Here is a 20,819-nt window from a genome sequence, read left to right as displayed (position 1 = left end):
CAGCGATCAGCCTTTCAGTGTAGAGTGGATGGCTCCTGACGCGAGAGCGGCTTCAGAGAGACTGCCCGCTCTTGCAGATCGTTCAGCCGCTTCATCAAAGCCGTCCGCTTCCGCTCCCGTTTGGTTTGTAGCTGCATGAGAATTCGTTCTTTCTCAGCGCTTGGTCCGGTCCAGTCGTCCAGGCGCTCGCAGTCGAGCTGATAAGCAACCTCAATATCAGCGATGGCGCCCAACGTGGATTGTAACTGGCCTGTCAAATCATCCAGTTCCGCGCCTCTCAAAATATCCGGGGAGTGGATTGACACCGTAACCGCACCTGACAGCTCCAATGAGTGCCGCATCGGCCTTGAGCCGAGCGCCACCAGCATGTTCGAGCCTGCAATAATCACTCCTGACGGGGCGCGGATCGGGGTCGGGTAGGGCATGAACGGGATCAGCGTGCCCTCGGGCCGCTCCAGCACGGCCCACACGTCGCGAACGGGCCGCCCCTCCTTCAAAGCGATCGCCATCGGGCACTGATCGAGCGGCAACTCTGAACCGGCAGGCGTGAATATGCGCCATGAGCCGCACCAGCGGGTGCGGCCAATCTCCGGATGATATCCCCAAAGCTCCGCTGCTGCCCGATTGTAGTACGTCAGCCAGCCGTCAGCGTCCGTCGTATAAATCGGTACGATGGCATCGTCGAACACGTGCGCAACAGGCGGCTCGTAGTTCCAGTCAGCGGTCATGCCTGGGCGGTCCTCCATGCTGAAGCCGGCGGATTTTCGGCCGAGCGGCAGTGGAGCTTTCGTGTGGGGGTGAAATGGTTGCTGGCTAGGTATACGACAAGCGTGCAGAATGTGTGACGCCCGCGGCAGGGTGGCCGAACTCGGAAGGCCGAGCTGCGTCGCCATTCGCCCCCGTCGCCCTCGTGCCGGGACCGAACATCTCAGTTTTGGCCTCTGCCCGGCCGTCATATGGCTAAGCTTATTGGCCGCCATCGACCCCTGCGGGCATGACGGCTCGCGTGGACCTGTCCAAGACCGCCTTCCCGGCCGAGTTGCCGCCAGACCTTGCGCACGCCGTAGACGCAGAAGTTCTCCTCGAACACGCGCCGGATCTCGACCATCAGCGCCGCGTCCGAGCGAGCCCGGGCCGGCAGCCTGTCGGGATCGGCGCGCCGCGCGGCCTGGGCGTAGTACGTCGACAGGGCGATCGGCAGCACGCGGCAGATCGGCTCGACCCCGTAGGCCTCCCGGTGATCGTCGATGAAGGCGATCATGTCCGCGACCGGCGGTCGAGCTCCGCCATCGCAAAATACGCCGACGCCTTTCTGAGGATCTCGTTGACCTGTCGCAGTTCGCGGTTCTCCCGCTCCAGCACCTTGATCGGTTCGCGTTCGTCCGTCGTCGGTCCGGCGCGCTGGCCCTGGTCCCGCTCGGCATGACGAACCCGGTTGCGCAGCGTCTCGCCCGAGCATCCGATCTTGGAAGCGACCGAGCGGATCGCCGCATACTGCGAGCCATGCTCGCCCTGATGGTCGAACACCATCCGCAGCGCGCGCTCGCGGACTTCAGGCGAAAAGGGTGTGCTGCGCTTCGTCATGGCTCCATCCTCTCAAGAGTTGGAGCCTCCGGGAAACCCGGAGCGGTTCACAAGTCCGCTCGTTTCTGTCTAGAGCATTTTCCGACGAAGTGGATGCCGGTTCGTCGCAGACAATGCGGCAAGATCAAAGATCGAGAGCGGCACCCGATTGCAACGTGATCGGGTGCCGCTCTAGACCGCAGCGGCAGCCAGGAAGCAGAGGATGCCCGCTGCCAGCATCACCAGCCCCGGCCAGTTTGCCCGAGGGCTGAAGCCGGCCGCGCTATCCGTCCGGCTCTTGGCCTTGAAGCGCCCACCCCAGAGCGCCGTGAAGGCTGTGAGCAGGAGGCCGCCTATAAAAAGCAGCACACCAGCCCAGACAAGGACCAGCTGTGGCTGAAGGATTGCGGCCGCGCTCATCGCAGGCACTCGTGTTTTGGTTTGGGTCCTCGCGTGACCTACAAGGCCGCTGAACGGCTCGATCAGAACGCCCCTTTCAGCCGGCGCCCGCGCCTCAGCCCTCAAGCAGGAACGAGATTTTCACGGTGGCCCGGAACTGGGTCACCTTGTCGTTCTCCACAACGGCTTCGAACTCCTTGACCCAGACGGATTGGATGCCGCGCAGCGTGCTGGATGCGCGCTCGACCGCTTGCTTGATCGCGTCCTCGTAGCCTTGCGGGGATTGTGCGGAGAGTTCGAGGAACTTCACCACCGACATGACTGCCTCCCTTGCGGGTCAGGCATGTGATGCTATGCCCGGCTCAATAGGGACGCAATCCTCTGTGCATTTACGTGCGGTGGCTTGGCAGTAACGCCGAGGCGCGTCCGTAATGGGGTTATGCGAATAGCAGGCTTCGTCGACGCGACAGCGTTCGGCCTGCAGAACGTGCAGACTACGTTGCGAAGACGATTGTGTAGGAGCCGATTCGGCAGCGCCTTGCCAGCTTAGAGTCCAGCATGCTTTTCTGGCCCGCTTCTACTCTACAGAGCCTTAGCCCACCCGGCGCCCCGCCGTGGCGAGATTTCTTTCGTTATTGTGGATTAGCTCTGAATACGAGATGCAACGGCACTCAGAATATGCTTGACGTACGCCCGTTCCAGTTCCCCCGAAACGTGGATCGTAACCTTTCAGCCCGCCCGGTCCGGCCGCGGCTGGCTTCTCTTGCGACTTCGCCGGCGCGACGGCTGCCGAGCTTCTTCCGGTTCTGAGCATCCGGAATCACCACAGATGTTCAGTCCGCCCGATCCTGTTGTGGCGGGCCTTTTCTAGATTTTGGTTACTAATTGTGGCCTTTAGGCGGTCTGGAAGCTTGCGCTGACCCTGCAATCGCCCGCAGGTCGGCGGCGAATACTGGAAACCTCGTGCTCAGTTCCTCGACATCGCCGATCTCCGCATCCGCTGGCGTCACACCAGGCCAGGCCGTGCTCGCGCCCAGAAACCAACCTTCCTGACCGATGAGCCGTGCAGTGTGGAATACGCCGCCAGGGATCAGCAGTTGAACGCGCTCGCCATTGCGCAGGTTTGGTCCTACAACTGCTCGCTCGGCGGCGCCGTTTGGGTGTAGAAGAAATACCTCCAGGGAGTTACCGAGATAGTAATGGTAGAGCTGATCGTTTTGAATCCGGTGCAGCCTTACGGGCGCTGGTGGTGTGACCATGAAGTACAGCGCTGACCCTAATGGACGCCCATCTCCAAAGGGTTCAGCCAGCCCACCAGGCGCAATACAGCGCGCGCTATGGTAGGTTGCGCGAACACAACCACATGTTGCGTTCGGCTCCAGTCCCAAAAGCGTGACGACGTCTTCGGCACTGAGCGCATCACTCACGGGCATCACTCCGTATTTGCGTTTCCAGGCGCGCCTCAATAGAAGAGGCCGATCGGGTCGAAGCAGCCATAGAAGTAAGGCCTTTCTGCCGAGCGGCTCCGAACCTATCATGGATCAGGGTGTAAAGCCCCCACTGCCAGCTTAGAGCAGCACCCGATCACGTTGCAATCGGGTACTGCTCTCGGTCTTTGATCTTGCTGCATTTTCTGCGACGAACCGGCATCCACTTCGTCGGAAAATGCTCTAGCGCGCCTAACAGAACGGCACGGACGGGCGGCTTGCGCGTTCGGCTGCATGGCCCGTCCGCTGCTCCCTGACGATCTCTGGACTGAGATCGCTCCGCTCCTGCCCTCGCCGAAACCGCGCCCCAAGGGCGCTGTGGCATGCGCCGACGACGCAGCAGGACCGCCAGGCGATCGCCCGGTTGATGCTGGAGCAGGTCGCCGTACGCGTGGACGGCAGCAGCGAGCACGTCGAGGTCGCCTGCGACCGGGCCGGCGGTGCGCGGACCCGCCACGCGCTGGTCCGGCCCGTCCGGCGGTTCGAGCAGCTGCGCGGGTGCGAGCAGGTGCTGGCCACGATCCGCGACCTGCGCGGGCAGGGCTGCTCGGCCGCGGCCATCGCCGATCGGCTGAACGCTGCCGGCTGGCGGCCGCCCGAGCGGGAGGGGTTCGACGCGTCCTGTCAACGGGCTTCGAACCTTCCGCAATTTCGGGCGCGCAATTTTCCTCAGATCGGCGGGCTCGGCGGTCAGGCGATGCCGAGGTGAGCACCTCCATTCTTGGGCGGGCGTCCGCGCCGACGCGGAGGCGGGGCGAGCGGCGGAGCCTGCAGGGCTGCCTTCGAGCGGATGTGCTCGGGCATGAGCGCGGTGTGCTGGCGCAGCCGGTAGCTTGAGCCCTCGATCTGCACCACCACGGCGTGGTGAAGCAACCGGTCCAGCAGCGCGGTCGCCACCACCGGATCGCCGAACACCTCCCCCCACTCTGCAAAGCCGCGGTTCGAGGTCAGGACCATCGCGCCCCGCTCGTAGCGCGCGTTGACGAGCTGGAAGAACAGGTTGCCCCCGCCCGGCACCACCGGCAGGTAGCCGATCTCGTCCACGATCAGCAGCGCCGGCCGGCAGAAGTAGCGGATCTTCTCGCGCAACGTTCCTTCCCGCTCGGCCCGCGCCAGCGTTCCCACAAGGTCGGCCAGGGTGGTGAAGTACACGCTGCGGCCCGCCTTCACCGCCTCGACCCCGAGGGCCACCGCCAAGTGGCTCTTGCCGGTGCCGGGCGGGCCGAGGAAGTGCAGCACCTCGCAGCGGTCCACGAAGCCCAGCTCGGCCAGGGCCAGGATGCGGGTGCGGTCGAGCGAGGGCTGGAAGGCGAAGTCGAAGCCCGACAGCGTCTTGACCGTCGAGAGCCGCGCCATCACCAGCGCGGTCTTCACCCGCCGGCTCTCGCGTAGGCTCAGCTCCTCGCTCAGCAGGGCATCGACCGCCTCCAGCGCGCTGAGTTCGCCGCGCTCCAGCCGCCGCACGGTGGTGTCGACGATCTCCAGGGCGCGCGGCATCTTCAGCCCTACCAGCGTGGCCTTGATCCGCTCGACCAGTGGGGGGATCAGCTCGCCAGTTCCGCTCATGCCGCGTCTCCCCGGTCGGTCCTGGGCACGCCGGCTCCCGCGAGTTGGCGGGCTACGGCGTCGTAGATGGCCAGCGGGCGACGCGCGACCTGGTCGCCGGCGCGCCTGACGACCACCGGCTCGGCAGGGTCTCGTGGCTCGGGCGGGGGAGATCGCGGCCGCCGATGGGCTGGATCGACCTGCGTCAGCCCACGCCCTTCCAGGGGCAGGTGGCAGGCAACGAGCTCACCCGCCTCGTAGATGCGGATCTGATCGGCCAGCACGTGCACCTCCAGGGCGCGGCGGCGGGTGGTGTCGGGCACGCTGTAGAGATTGCCCGCCACCGAGACGAAGCCCTCGTGGGTGACGCGCCGCTCCAGGCTGAGCACGGCTTCGTAGGGCACGGGCGGCAGCGCCCGCAGCTGGCTGCGCTCCTCCGCGAAGGCGTCGGCGACGATCCGCTTGGTCGTGGCGTGCCGGCGGGCGTTGGCCACGGTGTCGAGCCAGTGCCGCAGCTGGTCGTTCAGGTCGTCGAGGTTGCGGAACGAGCGGGCGAGGAAGAAGTCCTCGCGCAGGTAGCGGAACGGGCGCTCGACCTTGCCCTTGGTCTTGGCCCGGTAGGGACGGCAGGCGCGCGGCAGGAACCCGTAGTGGCGCGCGAGATCGAGAAGGCTGCGGTTATAGATGACCAAGCCGTCGGGATCCTCGCCGATCACGGCGGTCTTCATGCGGTCGTAGAGGATCTCGCGCGGGGCGCCTCCAAGGGCCTGGAAGGCGGCGATGTGGCAGCGCAGGACCGTCTGCAGATCCTGGTGGACGACGAAGCGGGCCCAGAGATAGCGCGAGTGGCCCAGCACCATCGCGAACAGCCAGACGATGCGGGTCACGCCCGGCTCGTCGGCGAAGACGACCTCGAAGCGGGCGAGGTCGACCTGGGCCTGCTCGCCCGGCGGGGTCTCGAAGCGGCGCTCGATAGGCAGAGGAGCTGAGGGGCGAAGCAGGGCCACGGCTCGCTTCACGGCGGTGTAGGCCCCTGCGAAGCCGCGCTCCTTCAACTCGCGCCAGAGACGGACGGCCGTAAGCTGCGGGTAGGCGGCCAGGCGCTCGCGCAGGTAGGGCAGGAAGGCGTCGGTGGCCCGCGCGCGGGGGGATCGCGGTCCGTAGACGGGCGGCTCGAGGCCGCGGGCGATGTACTTGGCGACGGTCTTGCGGTCGAGGCCGAGCTGGCGGGCGATGGCGGTGACCGAGAGGCCCTGCCGGTGGAGGTCCAGGATCGTCATGAGTTCCCCGAGGCTGACCACCGCGCCGCTCCCTCCCGCCACGGGGACCAGCTTCGGTGAGACGGCCGCCGCGCGGGCATCCCGCCTCAAACAGGAGGCTCAGGGGCGGCCGGGAGGGTGGGGAAAATTGCAGGCCCACAAGTGAGGAGGATCCAACGCCCGCTCACACGTCCATGGTCCAGCGCCTGGTGTTCCGCTACGGGCTGGGCAGCGGGCGGCCGATCTGGAGCGGCAGCGCCGCGCGCGAGCCCGGCACCGAATGGACCCTGCACGAGGCGGCCAAGCGGCTCGGCGTGCACCGGCACACCGCCTACCGCTGGCTGCAAGACGGGCGCCTGCGGGGGCGCATGGCGGCCCGTGGGACCAGCGCATCCGGATCGTGCGGATGAGCGGCGACGAGCTGGACCAGGTCAGAGCGGCGGCGCTACCGCCAAGCAGCAGGAACCGGACGTAGAGAGGTAGCATGGAAACGCAGTCGAGCGCGTCTGGCTCTCCCTGCGCCAGCGCTCCCTGTCCCATCGGCTCCTAGCCGACTACGACGCCGTCGTGAATGCCTGCTGTCAAGCCTGGACCGCGCTCACCGCCGGGGTCGGACGGCTCCGCTCGCTCACCGCCTACCCCTACCTTGAACAGGTGAAACTATAAGCGCGGCGGTATCAGGAAAACAAATGTCGGGAAAACCCTCGCAATCGGACCTTCCCGGCATGCGCTATGAGGGGCCGCTTTGGGTCATTTTGACCCGTCCGGTCTCGGCTCGGCCGGTGGCTTATGCCGCTACACCTGTGAGCTGATCCCGGATTCGTGCGCCGGCGAAGGAGTGCAGGGGTTCGGAGGTCAGCGCATTGCAACCTTTGCCACGGGACTTTGACGTGACCTCGCAGCAGTCCAGCCGTCACGGCTACCCTGGGTCATCTCCAACGATGACAACCAAGAAAACTGCAAAGATCAAAACTTGATGCCAATTTCATCGCTGATGATACGCTTAAACACTCAATATTATCAATTTATCTGCGTAAAATCTCCATTCGACCACCGGTACAGAACGTAACCGGGAGCAGAAATGTCTCCCTTTCTGTCGAAACCGACATTGCCCAAAATCGTGCCGAAAGTCCCCGATTTAAGGGCACGGTCGACGGCTTTCGGGTCGGTCGATTGCGCGTTTCGGGCGGCTTGGGCCAGCACTTGCACGGCGGTGTAGCCGTACAGCGTGAACCCCTCCGGCTCGATCGACTGCGCACGGAAACGGTCGACCACGGCCTTGGCCTCAGAGCGCCTCCGGGCGTCCGGGTTGAAGGTCATCAGCACGCCGTCCGCCGCGCCGTGCGCGATCGCGGCGAATTCCTTGCTTGCAATGCCGGAGGTGCCGATCCACTGCGCTGAGTAGGCTTGCTCGGAGGCTTGGCGCACCAATGTTCCCATCTCCTGGTGATAGCCACCGTAGTAAACGACGTCGATGCCGGCCGACTTCAGCCGTGTGATGACGGAAGTGTAGTCCCGCTCGCCCGGTGTGATCGCGGCGAACAGGGATTCCTTGACGCCAATCCGGTTGAGGTTGGTCTTCGTTGCGTCCGCGAGCCCGCGCCCGAAGGGCTGGTTGTCGTGCAGGATCGCGACCTTCTTGCCCGGGAAGCGCTCGGCGATGGTGCGGGCCGCGAGTTCGCCCTGCTGGTCATCCCGCCCGCAGACGCGGAAGATCCCAGACAGCCCCCGCTCCGTCAGCTTCGCGACGTTGGCGGAGGGCGTCACCATCACGTCCCCGTTTTCCGCGTAGATCTCGGAGGCGGCCATGGTCGCGCCTGAGCAGACGTGCCCGACGATCAGCCCGACCTTGTTCTGGAGGAAGCGGTTCGCCACAGATACCGCCTGTTTCGGGTCGCAGGCATCATCCTGAACGTCGAGCACAAGCTTCTCGCCGTTCACGCCACCGCTCTCGTTGACGTCCTTCACGGCCGCATTCACGCCGTTGAGCACTTGGTCGCCGATCGCCGCGACGGGCCCGGTGCGCGGCACGACGACACCGACGACCACGTCCGCCCGGACGGCCGTGGACCACAGGAGGGCGGCGAGCACCCACGAACCAGACCGCATTTTCATGGCCATCCCCCTCGATCCCGCCGTCGGTGCGGCGGCTGCCACCGTCTTGGCGACGCGCCGGGGCGCGCCGCCGCTTCCGCGGTCACGCCGCGGGTCTCAACCTGATGTCCAGCCAGCCGAACCGGTCCGCTGTCAGGGTGTCGCCCGCGCCGAGCACGACCGTCGTCGTCTCGGCTTCGATCAGCGCCGGCCCGGTCAGACGGCAGCCGGCCCCCAGCGTGTCGAAGGCGTAGACCGGGACCTCGCGCCAGCCGTCGAAGTAGGCCCGCTGCATCCGCAACGGGGCGACCGGCTGGTCGTCCGCAGGCATTGCCCCGGCGGGATCGACGGCCTCGACACGGCCCACGGCCGCGACCTGCACGTTGACGAGCACCACCTCCTGGCCGGGCGAGGCGTATGTGTAGAGATCCTCGTGGCGGCGGTGGAAGCGCTCGACGAGCGCCGCGACGGATCCGGGCGCCGCGAGGTCCAGTCCCTCGAGCGGCACGTCGACCTCGAAGATCTGCTCGCCGTACCGCATCTGGGCCGACCGATCGAGGCGGATCGGACCGTCGAACCATGCCCGGAGCCGCTCGGTTGCCTCGGCCTCGAGCGGCCGGAACAGGGCGGCGAGCGCCGACGGATTAAGGCCCGCGGTGTCGGCGAGGTGGCTGCGCGCCACCTCGTAGCGCAGGTCGCCGTTCAGCATGCCCCAGGCCGAGAGCACCGAGGCCATGGCGGGGACGATCACGCGTCCCACCTCAATCTCCCGCGCGACCTCGACCGCGTGGAGGCCCGCAGCGCCCCCGAAGCTGAGGACCGCGAAACCGCGCGGATCCACCCCGCGTCGCAGCGTCATCAGCCGGATGCCGTCCGCCATCTTCAGGTTGACGAGCCGGTAGATGCCCGCCGCGGCCTCGTCGCGGCTCGCGCCGAGGCTGGCGGCGAGGCGATCCATGGCGGCCGCGGCGCCGGCCGCGTCCAGCCTGCGGCGGCCACCGAGGAAGTGCTCGGGGTCGAGGTAGCCGAGCAATAGGTTGGCATCCGTCACGGTCGGCTCGGTCCCGCCCTGGCTGTAGCAGACCGGGCCGGGCTTCGCGCCCGCGCTCTCCGGCCCGACCTGCAGGATGCCGCCCCCATCGACGTGGGCGATCGAGCCGCCCCCGGCCCCGATGCTGATGATGTCGAGGCTGCGCAGCGCGATCCGTTCCCCCGCGAGGCCGCCATCCGCCGAGAGGGCGATCGCCCCATCCGCCACGAGCGAGATGTCCGTCGAGGTCCCGCCCATGTCGAAGGGGATGAGGTTGCACGCGCCCGTGAGCGCCGCGACGTGCCGGCTCCCGGCCACGCCGCCCGCCGGCCCCGAGAGGACCGTCGCGGCCGCGAGCCGGGCCGCCTCGCCGAGCGGCACGACGCCGCCCTGCGACAGGATGATGAACAGCCCCCCCTCGAAGCGCACCTCGGCGAGGCGCCGCTCCAGGCTGCCCAGGTAGCGCCGCACGGCCGGGCCGACATAGGCGTTGACGGCCGTGGTCGAGACCCGCTCGTACTCCTTGATCTGCGGCAACACCTCGCTCGACAGGGTGACGTAGGCCTCCGGCATGAGCGCCGCCAGCCGCTCGGCGGTGCGCCGCTCGTGCGCCGGATTGCGGTAGCTGTGCAGGTAGGCGACCGCGACCGCCTCGACGCCCGCGCTCCTCAGCCGAGCGATCTCCTCGTCGAGCGCGGCCTCGTCGAGGGGAGTGACCACCGTGCCGTCGTGTCCTATACGCTCGGGTACGCCGCGGCGCAGGTGCCGCGGCACCAGCGGCTCGGGCGGCGGCATCAGCAGGTCGTAGCGGTTCGGCTTCAGCCCCTCGCGCATCTCCAGCACGTCGCGATGGCCCCGGGTCGTCAGCAGGCCGACCCGAGCGCCCTTGCGCTCCAGGAGCGCGTTGGTGGCGACGGTCGTGCCGTGCACGATGCGGTCGGTCGCCGAGAGCAGGCCCGCGAGGTCGAGGCCGAGGCGGGCCGCGAGGTCGCCCAAGCCCGTCAGGACGCCGACTGACTGGTCCTCCGGGGTGGAGGGCGTCTTGACGAAGGTGAGTGCGCCGCTCGGGTCCACGCAGGCGAGGTCGGTGAAGGTCCCGCCAACGTCGATGCCGATACGATAGGGCTTCGGGATGCGGTCGGTCTCGGGCATGGCGCGGCTCAGGCTCGCTCGTCGGTCATCTCGCGCTCGCGGTCGCGCTGCCGGTCCTCGGGCGCCCTCCGCTCCGGCGGTCCCCAGCCCCCGCCGCCGGCCGACCGCACCGCAAGCCGGTCCCCGGCCGCGATGGAGATGCCGAACTCCTTGGTGCGCAGCGTCCGCTCCCCGTCCTGCGAGACAATCCGGTAGTCGTGCGGCGCGCCGTCCCGGCCGCCCAGCATGCCGGCGGAGCCGTGGCGCGCGCCCTCGCCGGCCGTGTGGGCGTAGGCCGGCACCTCGACGACGAGGTCCATCGCCGTGCCGAGCCCGCCGCGATGCTGGCCGTCGCCGCCGGAGCCCGGCCGGAACTCGTGCGTCTCGAAGCGCAGCGGGAAGCGCGCCTCGGCGACCTCGACGCTGCCGAACTTGATGCCGCCGACCGAATGCCACTCGCCCGCGGCCGACCAGCCGTCCCCACGCGGGGAGGCCCCGCCGCCCGGACGGGCGTGGAACATGTGCCAGATGAAGGGCTTGCCCGTGCGCGGGTTATCGCCCGTGATCGAGATGCGGAAGCGCCGGCTCCAGCCGCCCATGGCCCGCTCGGGGCAGGCGAGGCTCAAGGCCTTGACGATGGCCTCGACGATCTCGTTGGCCGGGTGGGTGGTGCAGAGCGTCACGGGGGCCGCGTCGTCCGCCCAGACCACGCTGCCCTTCCGCGCCGTCACGCTGAGCGGCCGGAAGCAGCCGTCGTTCTTGGGGATGTCGGGGTCGATCAGGTAGGCGAAGGCCATGGCCACGGCCGCCTGCATGTTGGCGTGCGAGGAATTGGCGAAGCTCGCTGATTGCGGGTCGCTCTCGCTCAGGTCGACCGCGATGTCCGAACCGCTCTTGGTGACAGTCGCGACGATCCGGACATCCTCCCGGCCGCGCCCGTCGTCGTCGAGGAAGGCCTCACCGCGGTAGATGCCGTCGGCCCAGCCGCCGACCACGACCCGCGTCCGGCGCTCGGCGCCATCGAGGATGGCCTCGACTGCCTCGTCGACGCGGTCGGCCCCGACCTCCCCGAAGAGTCGGGCGATGCGCTGCTCGCCCAGATGCGCCGCCCCGATCATGGCGGCGAGGTCGCCCCGGAAGTCCCGCGGGAAGCGCACGTTGAGAGCGATGAGGTCGAGCACGTCGTCCCGCAGCGTGCCCGCGTCGTAGAGCTTCAATGGCGGGATGCGCAGCCCCTCCTGCCAGATTTCCGTCGCGGCCGGGTTGTAGGCGCCGTGGGTGGCGCCGCCGATGTCGCTCATGTGGGCGCGCACGACGGCCCAATAGCGGCGCACGCCCTCGCCGAAGACGGGCACGAAGGCGGTGACGTCGGGCAGGTGCGAGCCGCCGGTCGACGGATCGTTGAGCAGGACGACGTCGCCCGGCCGGACGGCGCCCTGGAACTTGTCCTCGACGGCGCGGACGGCCCAGGGCAGGGCGCCGACATGCACCGGGATGTGGTCGGCCTGCGCGATCAGCCGGCACCGGGTGTCGCAGATCGCGATCGAGAAGTCGCGGCTCGCATTCAGGATCTGGGAGTAGGAAGTGCGGAGCATCGCCTCGCCCATCTCCTCGACGATCGCCGACAGTCGGTGCTGGACGACGGAGATGGTGATCGGATCGAGCGGACGCGGCACGGTCTCAGATCTCCTCCGTGGCGGCAGGCGCACGTGGCACGGTGCTCGGTCGCAGGCCGGTCGCCACGAGGTCCACCTGGGTTCGGATACCAGCGCGCTCACCAACATTTAGCTCGATCCACCGTTCCTGCAGGAACGGTTTTGGGACGCTAGACGCGCGGGAACTTCCGGGAGACCGCGGGAGCTATCCTGGCCGGGCCTTCGCGCGAACGTCGCAGCCAGCGCTGTTCGGCAGCTTCTGGCTCCGGGCAGCTTGTTGCAGAGGCGAGAGCTGAACCCTTGGCACCGGGAGGACCGCTCCACGCACTCCCGCTCGAACTCCGGCGATTCACGCAGCCGAGCGCGACAGGCGCGGTCCGACGGGCCGCGTTCGACCTGTCCGCCGGGCACGCACGACCCGCGTCAAGCCTCGTCCCGCACGGTGTTGCGCAACGTGCCGACCTTCTCGATCGTGACCTCGACGACGTCGCCCGGCTTTATGAAGACGGGTGGGTTGCGGGCATAGCCGACGCCGGAGGGCGTGCCGGTCAGTACGACGTCACCCGGTTCGAGTGTCATCGCCTCGGTGAGGATCGCGACGATCCGGGCGACCGGGAAGATGAAGTCGTGCGTGTTGCCGTCCTGCATGACGTGGCCATTGAGAGTCGTTGTGAGCCGCAGCCCGTCCGCCCCGTCGGGCAGCTCGTCCGGCGTGACGAGGTCCGGCCCGAAGCCGCCCGTTCCGTCGAAGTTCTTCCCCATCGTCCACTGGGTCGCCCTCCGCTGGTAGTCGCGGATCGAGCCCTCGTTGAACACCGAGTAGCCGGCGATGATGCCGCAGGCTTCATCCAGGCCGACGTGGCGGGCTTTCCGGCCGACCACGAACACGAGTTCGCCCTCGTAGTCGAACTTGTCCGAGCAGCGCGGCCTGATCAGGGGCTCGCCATGCGCCACGAGGGAGTTGGCTCCGCGCATGAACACGTCCGGGTAGTCGAGCGGCTCGGCGCCGCCCTCCCGGGCATGCGCGGCGTAGTTGCGACCGATGCAGATGATCTTGCCGGGCCGCTCGATCAGAGGTCGGTAGCGGAGCGAGCCCTCGTCGAGCCGGGCAGCCCCGGTGGCAGCCCCCGCGGCTTTCTTCGCACGGTCCATGAACTCGGGTCCGCCCGCCACGAGCCCGCCCACCCCGTCGGGAAGGCCCGGATCGACCATGCGCAGATCGTAGAGCCCGTCGTCGCGCCGGATGGCGAGCGTGTCGCCGCCACTGGTGCGGATGGAAGAATAGCGCATCGGAACACCCCTTGATGCTGTGAGAACCTCGCTGGCCGCGCTCCCGGACTGCTCGCGAACAGAGGATCATCCGCGCGGCCTCATCGCATGGCGCGACAGACCGCCTCCGGCAGCGGTGCCGTCGACAGCATCGAGGATGGCAGCGGCCGGCTTGGTCCAGACGAAGGGCTTGGGCCTGCCGTTGTGCTCGGCAATGGTGCGGTTGATCGCGGCCTGGAGCTCGACGATCCCGCTGAAGCTGCCGCGCCGGAGCCGACGTCGTGTGGGGGCGGAGAAGGAGCCCTCGATCGCGTTCATCCACGAGGCCGAGGTCGGGGTGAAGTGGAAGGTCCAGCGCGGATGCCGAGCCAACCACGCCCGCACCTTCGGGTGCTTGTGGGCGGCATAGTTGTCCAGGATCACGCGGATCAGCTTGCCGGCCGGCACCGCCGCCTCGATGGTGTTGAGGAAGCGCAGGAACTTCTCGTGGCGGTGACGCTGCATGCAGCGGCCGATCACCGTGCCGTCCAGCACGTTCAGCGCGGCCAACAGCGCGGCCAACAGCGCGGCCAACAGCGCGGCCAACAGCGCGGCCAACAGCGCGGCCAACAGCGCGGCCAACAGCGCGGCAATGCCGTGCCGGACGTAGTCGTGGGTCTGGGTCTCGGGGCGACCGGGCGTCACGGACAGGCTCGGGCGGGTGCGCTCCAGCACCTGGATCTGGCTCTTCTCGTCAAGCGGGAGCACCACGGCGTGGCGCGGCGGATCCATGTCCAGGCCCACGATATCCTCGACCTTCGCCGCGAAGGCAGGGTCGGTGGAGCGCTTGAAGCTGCGCACCCGATGCGGCTGCAGGCGGTGTGCGTCCCAGCTGCGCTGGACAGACCGCAGGTCGTCGGAAAATGCTCTAGAAGCCCTATTGGACCTCGGCAAAGCACGCGATCGGACGCCCTGATCGGTCCGGGGCAGGCGCCGGTCGGCCCCGGCCCCGGCCCTTTTTGTGTTGCTGGGGCGATCATCGGGCGGAATTGACACAACGCAAGTTGCCTCGGCGACGCGCGCGATAGACAAACAATCTAGCGCTAGGCAGTCTCGCCCCACAAGAAGCGGGGGAGACGGCTTGCTCGTGCGATCATTCGCCGATGATGAGGGAGCGTCCGTGCGGGTCGGGGTGAATGCCCAAGAAGACGCCCGAGCACGTCACCGTCGCTGGCGGCGCAGGCTCCTGCACGTCCGCATCCAATGCCGCCGTCGCTCATGGATCCTGGGTCGAGCCATCATCAGCCGGAACGGCCAGCGCGGTCTTCCGATCAGCCCGCCATAGCCCGCAACTCAAGCCGACGTTCGTCCGAACCGACCGCCAACTCGGTTGCATTCGCTTGAGTTCTCACCAGGCCCAAGCCTGCAATTCGATCTAGACTCTGCATCACGTAAGGCTTGGCCGCTGCATTAATCTCCGCAGAAACCGACCCACCGGAGAGCCGTGCTTCGTCATGTCTCTATTTCCGATCCGATACGCAGGGCGCAGCCGATTTGGCGGCACAGGATTCTACATATTAAGGTGTCAGCCATGACGTCCATCGATCTTGATAAGCTTCGGGGCGCCAGAGTGCTCGTTTTCGGCGCGACTGGGTTCCTGGGCCAGCATCTCGTTCGGGCGCTTGTCAGCCGCGGAGCCCGCGTGACTGGAGCGTCTCGCAGCGCAGATCCGGGGCATCGAAACCTAGGCGCCGAATGGCATCGCTGCGACGCGAGCGACGCCGAGCAGGTTGCGGCGGTGTTCCGGGCGGTGCGGCCCGACATCGTCTATCAGCTCACGAGTGACAGTCGGGGAGGCCAAGAACTCACGTTGATCCCCGACAGTCTACGCAACGACGTCATTGCAACAACGAACGTGCTGACCGAAGCGACTCGGCACAGCATCGGACGCATGGTGATGACAGGCTCCCTCGAGGAGCCGAAGGGCAGCGCGGACGACGCCGTGCCATCGTCCCCTTATGCGGCCGCCAAATGGGTGTCCTGCGGCTACGCCCGCATGTTCGCGTCGCTTTACGAACTTCCGGTGACCACTCTGCGCCTCATGATGACATACGGACCTGGGCAGAAAGACTATAAGGTCATCCCCTACACCATACAGACTCTCTTAGAGGGAAGGACAGCCCAGCTTTCTCAAGGCGATCGTCTGCTCGATTGGGTTTATGTAGATGATGTAATAGACGCGTTCTTGCGCGCAGGCATTGCTGATCTGTCCGATGTCAAACCGATTGAGATCGGGACCGGGAAGGCAACCCGATTGTGCGATCTGCTAAAAATTATTGGCGAACTTATGGGCAAGCCTGACCTACTAGCCTTTGGGAACGTCCCGAACCGCTTGATGGAGCGCGAACAGATCGCAGATCCAATCGACGCGGCCAAGAAACTCGATTGGTTCGCGACAACACCTCTTCGGCAGGGCCTGCTCTCCACGATCGAAGCCATCCAAATGCGAGGTGGCCTTCTCTTGGCGGTGTGCCTGTCGTGCTGATCGCTGCACGTCGCCGGAGGGCGAGCGTCCGGCCCGACCCGATCGGACCCTCCGCGGCCCCGTGCCGAATCTCCTACGGGGTTTCCCGGTACCTCGACACCTACATCTGCGCGGATGCAGCGAACCACTTGCAGTGCTCTCTACGAGGTCGAACTGGTTGAGATTCTTCCACTGCCATCCCGTGACTCCGCTACGGGCGTCGAGATCATCCTTGGCATCTGAGAAGCCGGAGATCGGCGTTGTGACCGTTGTCGTCAACAGGAGGTCGCTTCCACGACGCACGGTCGCGAGTGCGCGCAGAATCGCAAGCGCGGGCGCACTTGGATGAACCACATGCGGCTTGCCGTTCTTCTGCCGGTCTGCCGGCATCGTCCATGTTGAGCGCTCAAGATCGATTTCGGACCACCGCATGCCCGCGACCTCATTGCGGCGCTGTCCGGTGAGCACAAGCAGCTTGATAAGCGGGCCGAACGGGTACGGCATCGCCGCCGCTGCTGCGTACACCGCCCCTACCGCGTCCGCGTCAAGCCACCGGTCGCGCTCGGGCTTCGCGGGGGCGAGCGGGAGGTTGTGGAACCGGTTGGCCGTCACGAGCTCGGCCTTGATGACCCACTTGAACATGGCCCGACAGCCGGCCCCAGTCGCGGCAATCGAGGCATCTCGGGAGGGCTCGGCACGGGCGGCGGCATTGCTAGCCTCGCCGTTCCTTGCGAGGTGATCGCCCTTGCGTGCGGCATCAAGCGCCCGCCTCACGTCCGCCCGCGTCAGCGACGCCGACGGGCATGTCAGCAGACCGGGCAGCGTACGCTTGATTCGCGCCACCATGTCCCGCCGGTACGTCTCCCGTCCGTGGCTGAGATGCTTCCGATCCCAATCGCCGATCAATGCCTCAAGTGTCAGGGCCTCCGCACGGCGCTTCGACGAGGTCGGGAGTTCAATCCTCCCCGGCGGCACCATCCATTCAGCTCGAAATACGATCCCGGTCCCTGGGACGGCCGCCGCGGCGACGGCGGCTCCCTGAGGCGGCGAGGATCGTGACGGCCCCAATCGACGGCCTTGAGGCGTCCGGCGAGGTCGGCCGTCAGGAGGATCGGCGAGGTGGTCGCGATGACCCCGGCGGCCTCGGATTGCGGCCTAGCTCCTCGCATTGATGAAATTCGTCCTAATTCGACTCTCCGGACAGCATTTCTGCAGCGAGCAGGCCTGGATCCTGCGGTTATTTTGCATTCAATTACAATTTTACGCATTTCACATGGATATGTTTCACGGCCGGTCTCGGTGGATTGGGCTACCGGCATGGAATGTGTTGCTCAAAAAAGGTTGTCATTCGCCAGCCGCTGGCTCGCAATCGGCACAAGATTAGTCTGGCTTGCCTACGGCAGCTTGCGAGATCGGCTATCGGCTGTGCAATTGCGTCAAGAACTTCGAAAGCCCGGCTGTCGCCAATCGCCGACGCGAAAGGCCAAGGTTCGCACGAAAGAGGGCTCGTGATGTTCAAGCTTCTAACCGGTGCCGCTGCGCGGCTGAGCGCCATCTCCAGGTCGCAGGCCATGATCGAGTTCGCCCTCGACGGCACGGTGCTCACCGCCAATCGGAATTTCCTGTCCGTCCTCGGCTACGAGTTCGACGAGATCAGGGGCAGGCCTCACAGCCTGTTCGTGACCGAGGCTGAGCGGGACAGCGCCGCCTACGGGCTGTTCTGGGACGCCCTGCGCCGCGGCGAGCCGCAGACGGGCGAGTACCGGCGCATCGGCAAGGGCGGCCGCGAGGTCTGGATCCAGGCGTCCTACAACCCGCTCGTCGGCCGCGGCGGCAAGCCCTACGCCGTGCTGAAATGCGCCGCCGACGTCACGGCCCAGAAGCTGCGCAACGCCGATTTCGAGGGCAAGATGCGCGCGCTCGACCGCTCGCAGGGCATCATCGAGTTCGCCCTCGACGGCACCATCGTCACTGCCAATGGCAATTTCCTGACCATCGTCGGCTACGGTCTCGACGAGGTGAGGGGCGGCCACCACGCGATGTTCGTCGATCCCGCCGAGCGGCAATCGGCGGATTACACCCGCTTCTGGGAGGCGCTGCGCCGGGGCGAATTCCAGCAGGCGGAGTACAAGCGCGTCGGCAAGGGCGGCCGCGAGGTCTGGATCCAGGCCACCTACAACCCCGTCGCGGACGCGTCCGGCCGCCTCGTGAAGGTGGTCAAGGTCGCCACCGACGTCACCGCCGCGGTGACCGAACGCCTCGAGCGCGCCCGCCTGCACAGGGCCGTCGACAGCGACCTCGACAGCATCGCGACCTCCGTCTCCCAGGCCTCGCAGCAGGCGGTCGGCGCGGCGAGCGCCGCCGAGCAGGTGTCCGGCAACGCCCAGAGCGTGGCCGCCGGCGTCGAGGAACTCGCCGCCTCGGTGGGCGAGATCAGCGGGCAGGTCCAGCGCGCCCTTCAGGTCGCGGGCCGCGCCGTCGCGCAGGCCGACGCGACCTCGGCCGTGGTCGGCGGCCTCGCCGCCGCGGCCCAGCGCATCGGCGAGGTCGTCGATCTGATCGACAGGATCGCCGGTCAGACCAACCTGCTGGCGCTCAACGCCACGATCGAGGCCGCGCGGGCCGGGGAGGCCGGCAGGGGCTTCGCGGTCGTCGCCGCGGAGGTGAAGACCCTCGCCGCGCAGACCACCAAGGCGACCGAGAGCATCGGGGCGCAGATCGCCCAGACCCAGGGCGCCGCGCGCGAGGCCGCCGCCGCCATCGCGGGCATCGGCGCGACCATCGGCGAGGTGAACCAGATCTCGGCGGCGATCTCCTCGTCCGTCGAGCAGCAGGCCGCCGTGGCCCAGGAGATGTCCTCCAACATGCAGGCGATGACCTCGGCCGTGGCCGACATCTCCCGGAGCATCGGCGTGATCGCGTCCTCGACCCAGCGCGTCAACGAGGCGACCCTGCAGGTGCGCGAGTTCTCGCGAGGCTTGGCCGCCTGAGCGCGGCCGATGCCGACGCCGGAGCGCCGCGAGGCGACGGGGCGGTGGCGGAGCGCCTGCGCGCCACCCCCCGCCGGCGCGCCGCTCACGCGTGCTTGCGGCGCCGCTTGCGGGGGGCGGCGGGCTTGGGATCGTTGGCGGCGATCGCCGCGCGGCAGGCCGGGCTCAGGCTCGTCCGCTTGCTGATCAGGCAGGCCTTCACTCGGCCGGCATCCGGGATGTGCTCGCCGCACAGGCTCATCGCGTCCGGCGTACAGGCTTGCTGCTGCTCCGCGGTGCCCTGCGCGAGGGCCGGAAAGGCGAGTGCGGCGACGGAGATCCCGACGCTGGCAGCAATCATCTTGATGGTCATGTCTCCCCCGGGTTGCCGCACGCGTGACGGCCGACCGGAGAATACGAAGCCGAACCGCAAAAGCTACGCTGCCCGGGCGCGCGGGGACGTTCGGAGCGTGATAGGGACGCGAGCGCAACACCTCTATGCAGAACGATACCGTCCTGGCGCGCCGCTATACTTCTATCCCCGGCGAGAGCGGCGTTCTCCGAGCCGACCGCCTCACGGCGGGGCGGGTTCGCCGCCCAGTGCCTCGGTCAGGGCGATCCGGGCGCGGTTGACGCGGCTCTTGGCCGTGCCCACCCGGCAGCCCATGACGCGGGCGGCGGCCTCGTAGGAGAGCCCCTGCAGGGCGGTGAGCAGCAGCGCCTCGCGCTGGTGCGCCGGCAGCCTGCCGACCTGCTCCCAGGTCTCCCGCAACGCGACGCCGTCGTCCTGATCCGCCGGAACCGCGAGGCGCTGCGCCGCGCTGCCGTCGGCATCCTCGACCTCGCGGCGCCGCTTGCGGCACGTCGTGTAGAACTGGTTGCGCAGGATGGTGAACAGCCACGCCCGCAGGCAGGTGCCCGCCTGGAAGCGCTGCTGGTGCTGCCAGCCGCGCAGCAGCGTCTCCTGCACGAGGTCCTCGGCCTGATGCGCGTCGGCCGCCAGGGTCATCGCGAAGAGCCGCAGGGCCGGCATCGCGGCCAGAAGCTCGTCCCGGAACGAGTCACGGGGCGCCTCGGCCCGGGCCAGGGCGTCCTCGAGCCGCGCGACGAGATCGAGCAGGGCGCGGGGCTGCGGCTCGGCCACGAAGGCCGCGTAGCCGGCGCGCAACCGCCCGCCGAGATCGTCGCGCAGGAACGGCGGCAGCACGGGAGGAACAGGCGAAGCAGCCTGCACCTCGCCGACAAGGTCAAACGGCACGCGCTTTCCCTTCCGACAATAGTCTCTACTACATAAACAAGTATGTCCCTGCCGCTCAGGTTCCGATGGACTGTTCGTTCGCGCGGCCGGCGCAGCTCGGAGGACTACGTAGGGGCCGCATGCGGCGCCGGATTCCTCGCGGTCCTGATCGCCGCGGCGGAGCGGCGCCCGCGAGGCGCCGCCGTCACGGCCCGGAGGGCTGGCCCGGCCGCTTCATCCCGCTCCGCCGCGACCAGACGAGCTGGCCCGCCGCGTCCAGCAGCATCACGACGCCCTCGGACCGAGAGAACAGCTCGCAGGCCCGATCCGCCGCGGCGGCGACCGCCACCTCCCTGGTGGCGACGCCCAGATCCTGGTGATCGGTCACGACGCCGACGCCGTCCGGTCGCGGCCACAGGAGCCAGAGCTGGAAGTGCGACGTGGGCGTGCTCCAGGACATCCCACCAGTGTGCTCACGTTGACACACTCGTGGCAATCTTCTGTGCTGATTTCACCTCACCTTTCGACCCCGATCTTCAGCGCACTGCAATCCTGCGCCCGACCGGGCCAAGCTCGGCCGTCAGCCGGCCGAGGCACTTAGGCCGTCGGCCGACGACGGGACGGACTGCCTTTCCGGTCCGCGTGGCGCCTCCGTCCAGCCGTCCGTGGTGTTGGCGG

At 67.7% G+C, this 20,819-nt stretch carries 18 protein-coding genes, 3 pseudogenes and 1 other annotated feature; of the genes and pseudogenes, 5 read left to right on the top strand and 16 right to left on the bottom strand.

Annotated elements, in window-relative coordinates:
* Positions 1–14: 14 nt before the first annotated feature.
* From M446_RS22620 to M446_RS35755, 5 genes and pseudogenes are all read right to left on the bottom strand, one after another.
* Positions 15–728: a PAS domain-containing protein gene (locus M446_RS22620; protein WP_265576412.1), complete on the bottom strand. Its 714-nt coding sequence runs from the start codon at positions 726–728 to the stop codon at positions 15–17.
* Between the two features lie 296 nt (positions 729–1,024).
* A pseudogene (locus M446_RS35760) lies at positions 1,025–1,584 on the bottom strand (IS3 family transposase); the annotation flags it as partial.
* Positions 1,187–1,303 (bottom strand) — a sequence feature (AL1L pseudoknot). (Overlaps the previous pseudogene by 117 nt.)
* Before the next feature lie 171 nt (positions 1,585–1,755).
* A complete protein-coding gene (locus tag M446_RS22605) occupies positions 1,756–1,983 on the bottom strand; it encodes a hypothetical protein (protein ID WP_012334429.1) in 228 nt (75 codons plus the stop codon).
* 94 nt (positions 1,984–2,077) lie between these two features.
* Positions 2,078–2,281, bottom strand: coding sequence for a dodecin family protein (locus M446_RS22600; protein ID WP_012334428.1), 204 nt, complete (start codon positions 2,279–2,281; stop codon positions 2,078–2,080).
* A 562-nt stretch (positions 2,282–2,843) separates the two neighbouring features.
* Entirely contained in the window at positions 2,844–3,395 is a 552-nt protein-coding gene (locus tag M446_RS35755; protein WP_012334427.1) for a cupin domain-containing protein, read from the bottom strand.
* Between the two features lie 288 nt (positions 3,396–3,683).
* Between M446_RS35755 and M446_RS37485 the strand changes: the two are divergent.
* Together M446_RS37485 and M446_RS38265 are read left to right on the top strand one after the other, a co-directional pair.
* Positions 3,684–3,764 (top strand): annotated as a pseudogene (locus M446_RS37485) (IS5/IS1182 family transposase); the annotation flags it as partial.
* A 52-nt stretch (positions 3,765–3,816) separates the two neighbouring features.
* On the top strand, positions 3,817–4,158 hold the full coding sequence (locus M446_RS38265) for a hypothetical protein (protein ID WP_012334426.1): 342 nt from the start codon (positions 3,817–3,819) through the stop codon (positions 4,156–4,158).
* On the opposite strand, the gene istB is transcribed toward M446_RS38265, so the two are convergent.
* Both istB and istA read right to left on the bottom strand, forming a co-directional pair.
* The gene (gene istB / locus M446_RS22590) at positions 4,140–5,015 is read right to left on the bottom strand and encodes an IS21-like element ISMtsp8 family helper ATPase IstB (protein ID WP_012290057.1); all 876 of its coding nucleotides are present in this window, start codon (positions 5,013–5,015) and stop codon (positions 4,140–4,142) included. The genes M446_RS38265 and istB overlap by 19 nt on opposite strands.
* Entirely contained in the window at positions 5,012–6,295 is a 1,284-nt protein-coding gene (gene istA / locus M446_RS22585; protein ID WP_012290058.1) for an IS21-like element ISMtsp8 family transposase, read from the bottom strand. Before istA ends, istB begins: the two co-directional genes overlap by 4 nt.
* 152 nt (positions 6,296–6,447) lie before the next feature.
* Between istA and M446_RS22580 the strand changes: the two genes are divergently transcribed.
* Positions 6,448–6,663 carry an excisionase family DNA-binding protein gene (locus tag M446_RS22580; protein WP_043701526.1) on the top strand — a complete coding sequence of 72 codons (216 nt, stop codon included), beginning with the start codon at positions 6,448–6,450 and terminating at the stop codon, positions 6,661–6,663.
* Positions 6,664–7,273: 610 nt separating this feature from the next.
* Here M446_RS22580 and M446_RS22575 read toward each other — a convergent pair.
* The 5 genes from M446_RS22575 to M446_RS22555 form a co-directional block, all read right to left on the bottom strand.
* On the bottom strand, positions 7,274–8,374 hold the full coding sequence (locus tag M446_RS22575; RefSeq protein WP_012334425.1) for a branched-chain amino acid ABC transporter substrate-binding protein: 1,101 nt from the start codon (positions 8,372–8,374) through the stop codon (positions 7,274–7,276).
* A 76-nt stretch (positions 8,375–8,450) separates the two neighbouring features.
* Complete coding sequence (locus M446_RS22570) at positions 8,451–10,529, bottom strand: hydantoinase/oxoprolinase family protein (RefSeq protein WP_012334424.1); 2,079 nt, start codon at positions 10,527–10,529, stop codon at positions 8,451–8,453.
* An 8-nt stretch (positions 10,530–10,537) separates the two neighbouring features.
* Entirely contained in the window at positions 10,538–12,184 is a 1,647-nt protein-coding gene (locus M446_RS22565) for a hydantoinase B/oxoprolinase family protein (RefSeq protein WP_012334423.1), read from the bottom strand.
* A 402-nt stretch (positions 12,185–12,586) separates the two neighbouring features.
* Positions 12,587–13,453 carry a fumarylacetoacetate hydrolase family protein gene (locus M446_RS22560; RefSeq protein WP_012334422.1) on the bottom strand — a complete coding sequence of 289 codons (867 nt, stop codon included), beginning with the start codon at positions 13,451–13,453 and terminating at the stop codon, positions 12,587–12,589.
* Positions 13,454–13,519: 66 nt separating this feature from the next.
* Positions 13,520–14,533 (bottom strand): IS630 family transposase, encoded by a 1,014-nt coding sequence (locus M446_RS22555; RefSeq protein WP_012334421.1) that lies wholly within the window; start codon positions 14,531–14,533, stop codon positions 13,520–13,522.
* A gap of 469 nt (positions 14,534–15,002) precedes the next feature.
* On the opposite strand from M446_RS22555, the gene M446_RS22550 reads away from it, so the two are divergent.
* Positions 15,003–15,956, top strand: coding sequence for an NAD-dependent epimerase/dehydratase family protein (locus M446_RS22550; protein WP_012334420.1), 954 nt, complete (start codon positions 15,003–15,005; stop codon positions 15,954–15,956).
* A gap of 255 nt (positions 15,957–16,211) precedes the next feature.
* On the opposite strand, the pseudogene M446_RS39755 reads toward M446_RS22550, so the two are convergent.
* A pseudogene (locus tag M446_RS39755) lies at positions 16,212–16,577 on the bottom strand (tyrosine-type recombinase/integrase); the annotation flags it as partial.
* An 869-nt stretch (positions 16,578–17,446) separates the two neighbouring features.
* Here M446_RS39755 and M446_RS22545 point away from each other — a divergent pair.
* Positions 17,447–18,925 carry a methyl-accepting chemotaxis protein gene (locus tag M446_RS22545; RefSeq protein WP_012334419.1) on the top strand — a complete coding sequence of 493 codons (1,479 nt, stop codon included), beginning with the start codon at positions 17,447–17,449 and terminating at the stop codon, positions 18,923–18,925.
* 85 nt (positions 18,926–19,010) lie between these two features.
* Here the strand turns inward: M446_RS22545 and M446_RS22540 are convergent, their stop codons facing one another.
* The 3 genes from M446_RS22540 to M446_RS22530 form a co-directional block, all read right to left on the bottom strand.
* Entirely contained in the window at positions 19,011–19,277 is a 267-nt protein-coding gene (locus M446_RS22540) for a hypothetical protein (RefSeq protein WP_012334418.1), read from the bottom strand.
* 201 nt (positions 19,278–19,478) lie between these two features.
* Positions 19,479–20,162, bottom strand: a complete 684-nt coding sequence (locus tag M446_RS22535) for a sigma-70 family RNA polymerase sigma factor (protein ID WP_012334417.1) — start codon at positions 20,160–20,162, stop codon at positions 19,479–19,481.
* Positions 20,163–20,346: 184 nt separating this feature from the next.
* Positions 20,347–20,601: a hypothetical protein gene (locus M446_RS22530; protein ID WP_012334416.1), complete on the bottom strand. Its 255-nt coding sequence runs from the start codon at positions 20,599–20,601 to the stop codon at positions 20,347–20,349.
* Between the last annotated feature and the right edge of the window lie 218 nt (positions 20,602–20,819).

This window comes from Methylobacterium sp. 4-46 (assembly GCF_000019365.1).
GTDB lineage: Bacteria > Pseudomonadota > Alphaproteobacteria > Rhizobiales > Beijerinckiaceae > Methylobacterium.
Note: the sequence above shows the minus strand (reverse complement) of the source record. Positions and strands in the feature narration are given on the sequence as shown.

Coding starts and splice junctions, on each gene's coding strand:
- M446_RS22605 (WP_012334429.1), bottom strand. CDS start 1,983: ATGAGCGCGGCCGCAATCCTTCAGCCACAGCTGGTCCTTGTCTGGGCT.
- M446_RS22600 (WP_012334428.1), bottom strand. CDS start 2,281: ATGTCGGTGGTGAAGTTCCTCGAACTCTCCGCACAATCCCCGCAAGGC.
- M446_RS22560 (WP_012334422.1), bottom strand. CDS start 13,453: ATGCGCTATTCTTCCATCCGCACCAGTGGCGGCGACACGCTCGCCATC.
- M446_RS22620 (WP_265576412.1), bottom strand. CDS start 728: ATGACCGCTGACTGGAACTACGAGCCGCCTGTTGCGCACGTGTTCGAC.
- M446_RS22540 (WP_012334418.1), bottom strand. CDS start 19,277: ATGACCATCAAGATGATTGCTGCCAGCGTCGGGATCTCCGTCGCCGCA.
- istB (WP_012290057.1), bottom strand. CDS start 5,015: ATGAGCGGAACTGGCGAGCTGATCCCCCCACTGGTCGAGCGGATCAAG.
- M446_RS22570 (WP_012334424.1), bottom strand. CDS start 10,529: ATGCCCGAGACCGACCGCATCCCGAAGCCCTATCGTATCGGCATCGAC.
- M446_RS22545 (WP_012334419.1), top strand. CDS start 17,447: ATGTTCAAGCTTCTAACCGGTGCCGCTGCGCGGCTGAGCGCCATCTCC.
- M446_RS22550 (WP_012334420.1), top strand. CDS start 15,003: ATGACGTCCATCGATCTTGATAAGCTTCGGGGCGCCAGAGTGCTCGTT.
- M446_RS38265 (WP_012334426.1), top strand. CDS start 3,817: ATGCTGGAGCAGGTCGCCGTACGCGTGGACGGCAGCAGCGAGCACGTC.
- M446_RS35755 (WP_012334427.1), bottom strand. CDS start 3,395: ATGCCCGTGAGTGATGCGCTCAGTGCCGAAGACGTCGTCACGCTTTTG.
- M446_RS22575 (WP_012334425.1), bottom strand. CDS start 8,374: ATGGCCATGAAAATGCGGTCTGGTTCGTGGGTGCTCGCCGCCCTCCTG.
- M446_RS22530 (WP_012334416.1), bottom strand. CDS start 20,601: ATGTCCTGGAGCACGCCCACGTCGCACTTCCAGCTCTGGCTCCTGTGG.
- M446_RS22580 (WP_043701526.1), top strand. CDS start 6,448: ATGGTCCAGCGCCTGGTGTTCCGCTACGGGCTGGGCAGCGGGCGGCCG.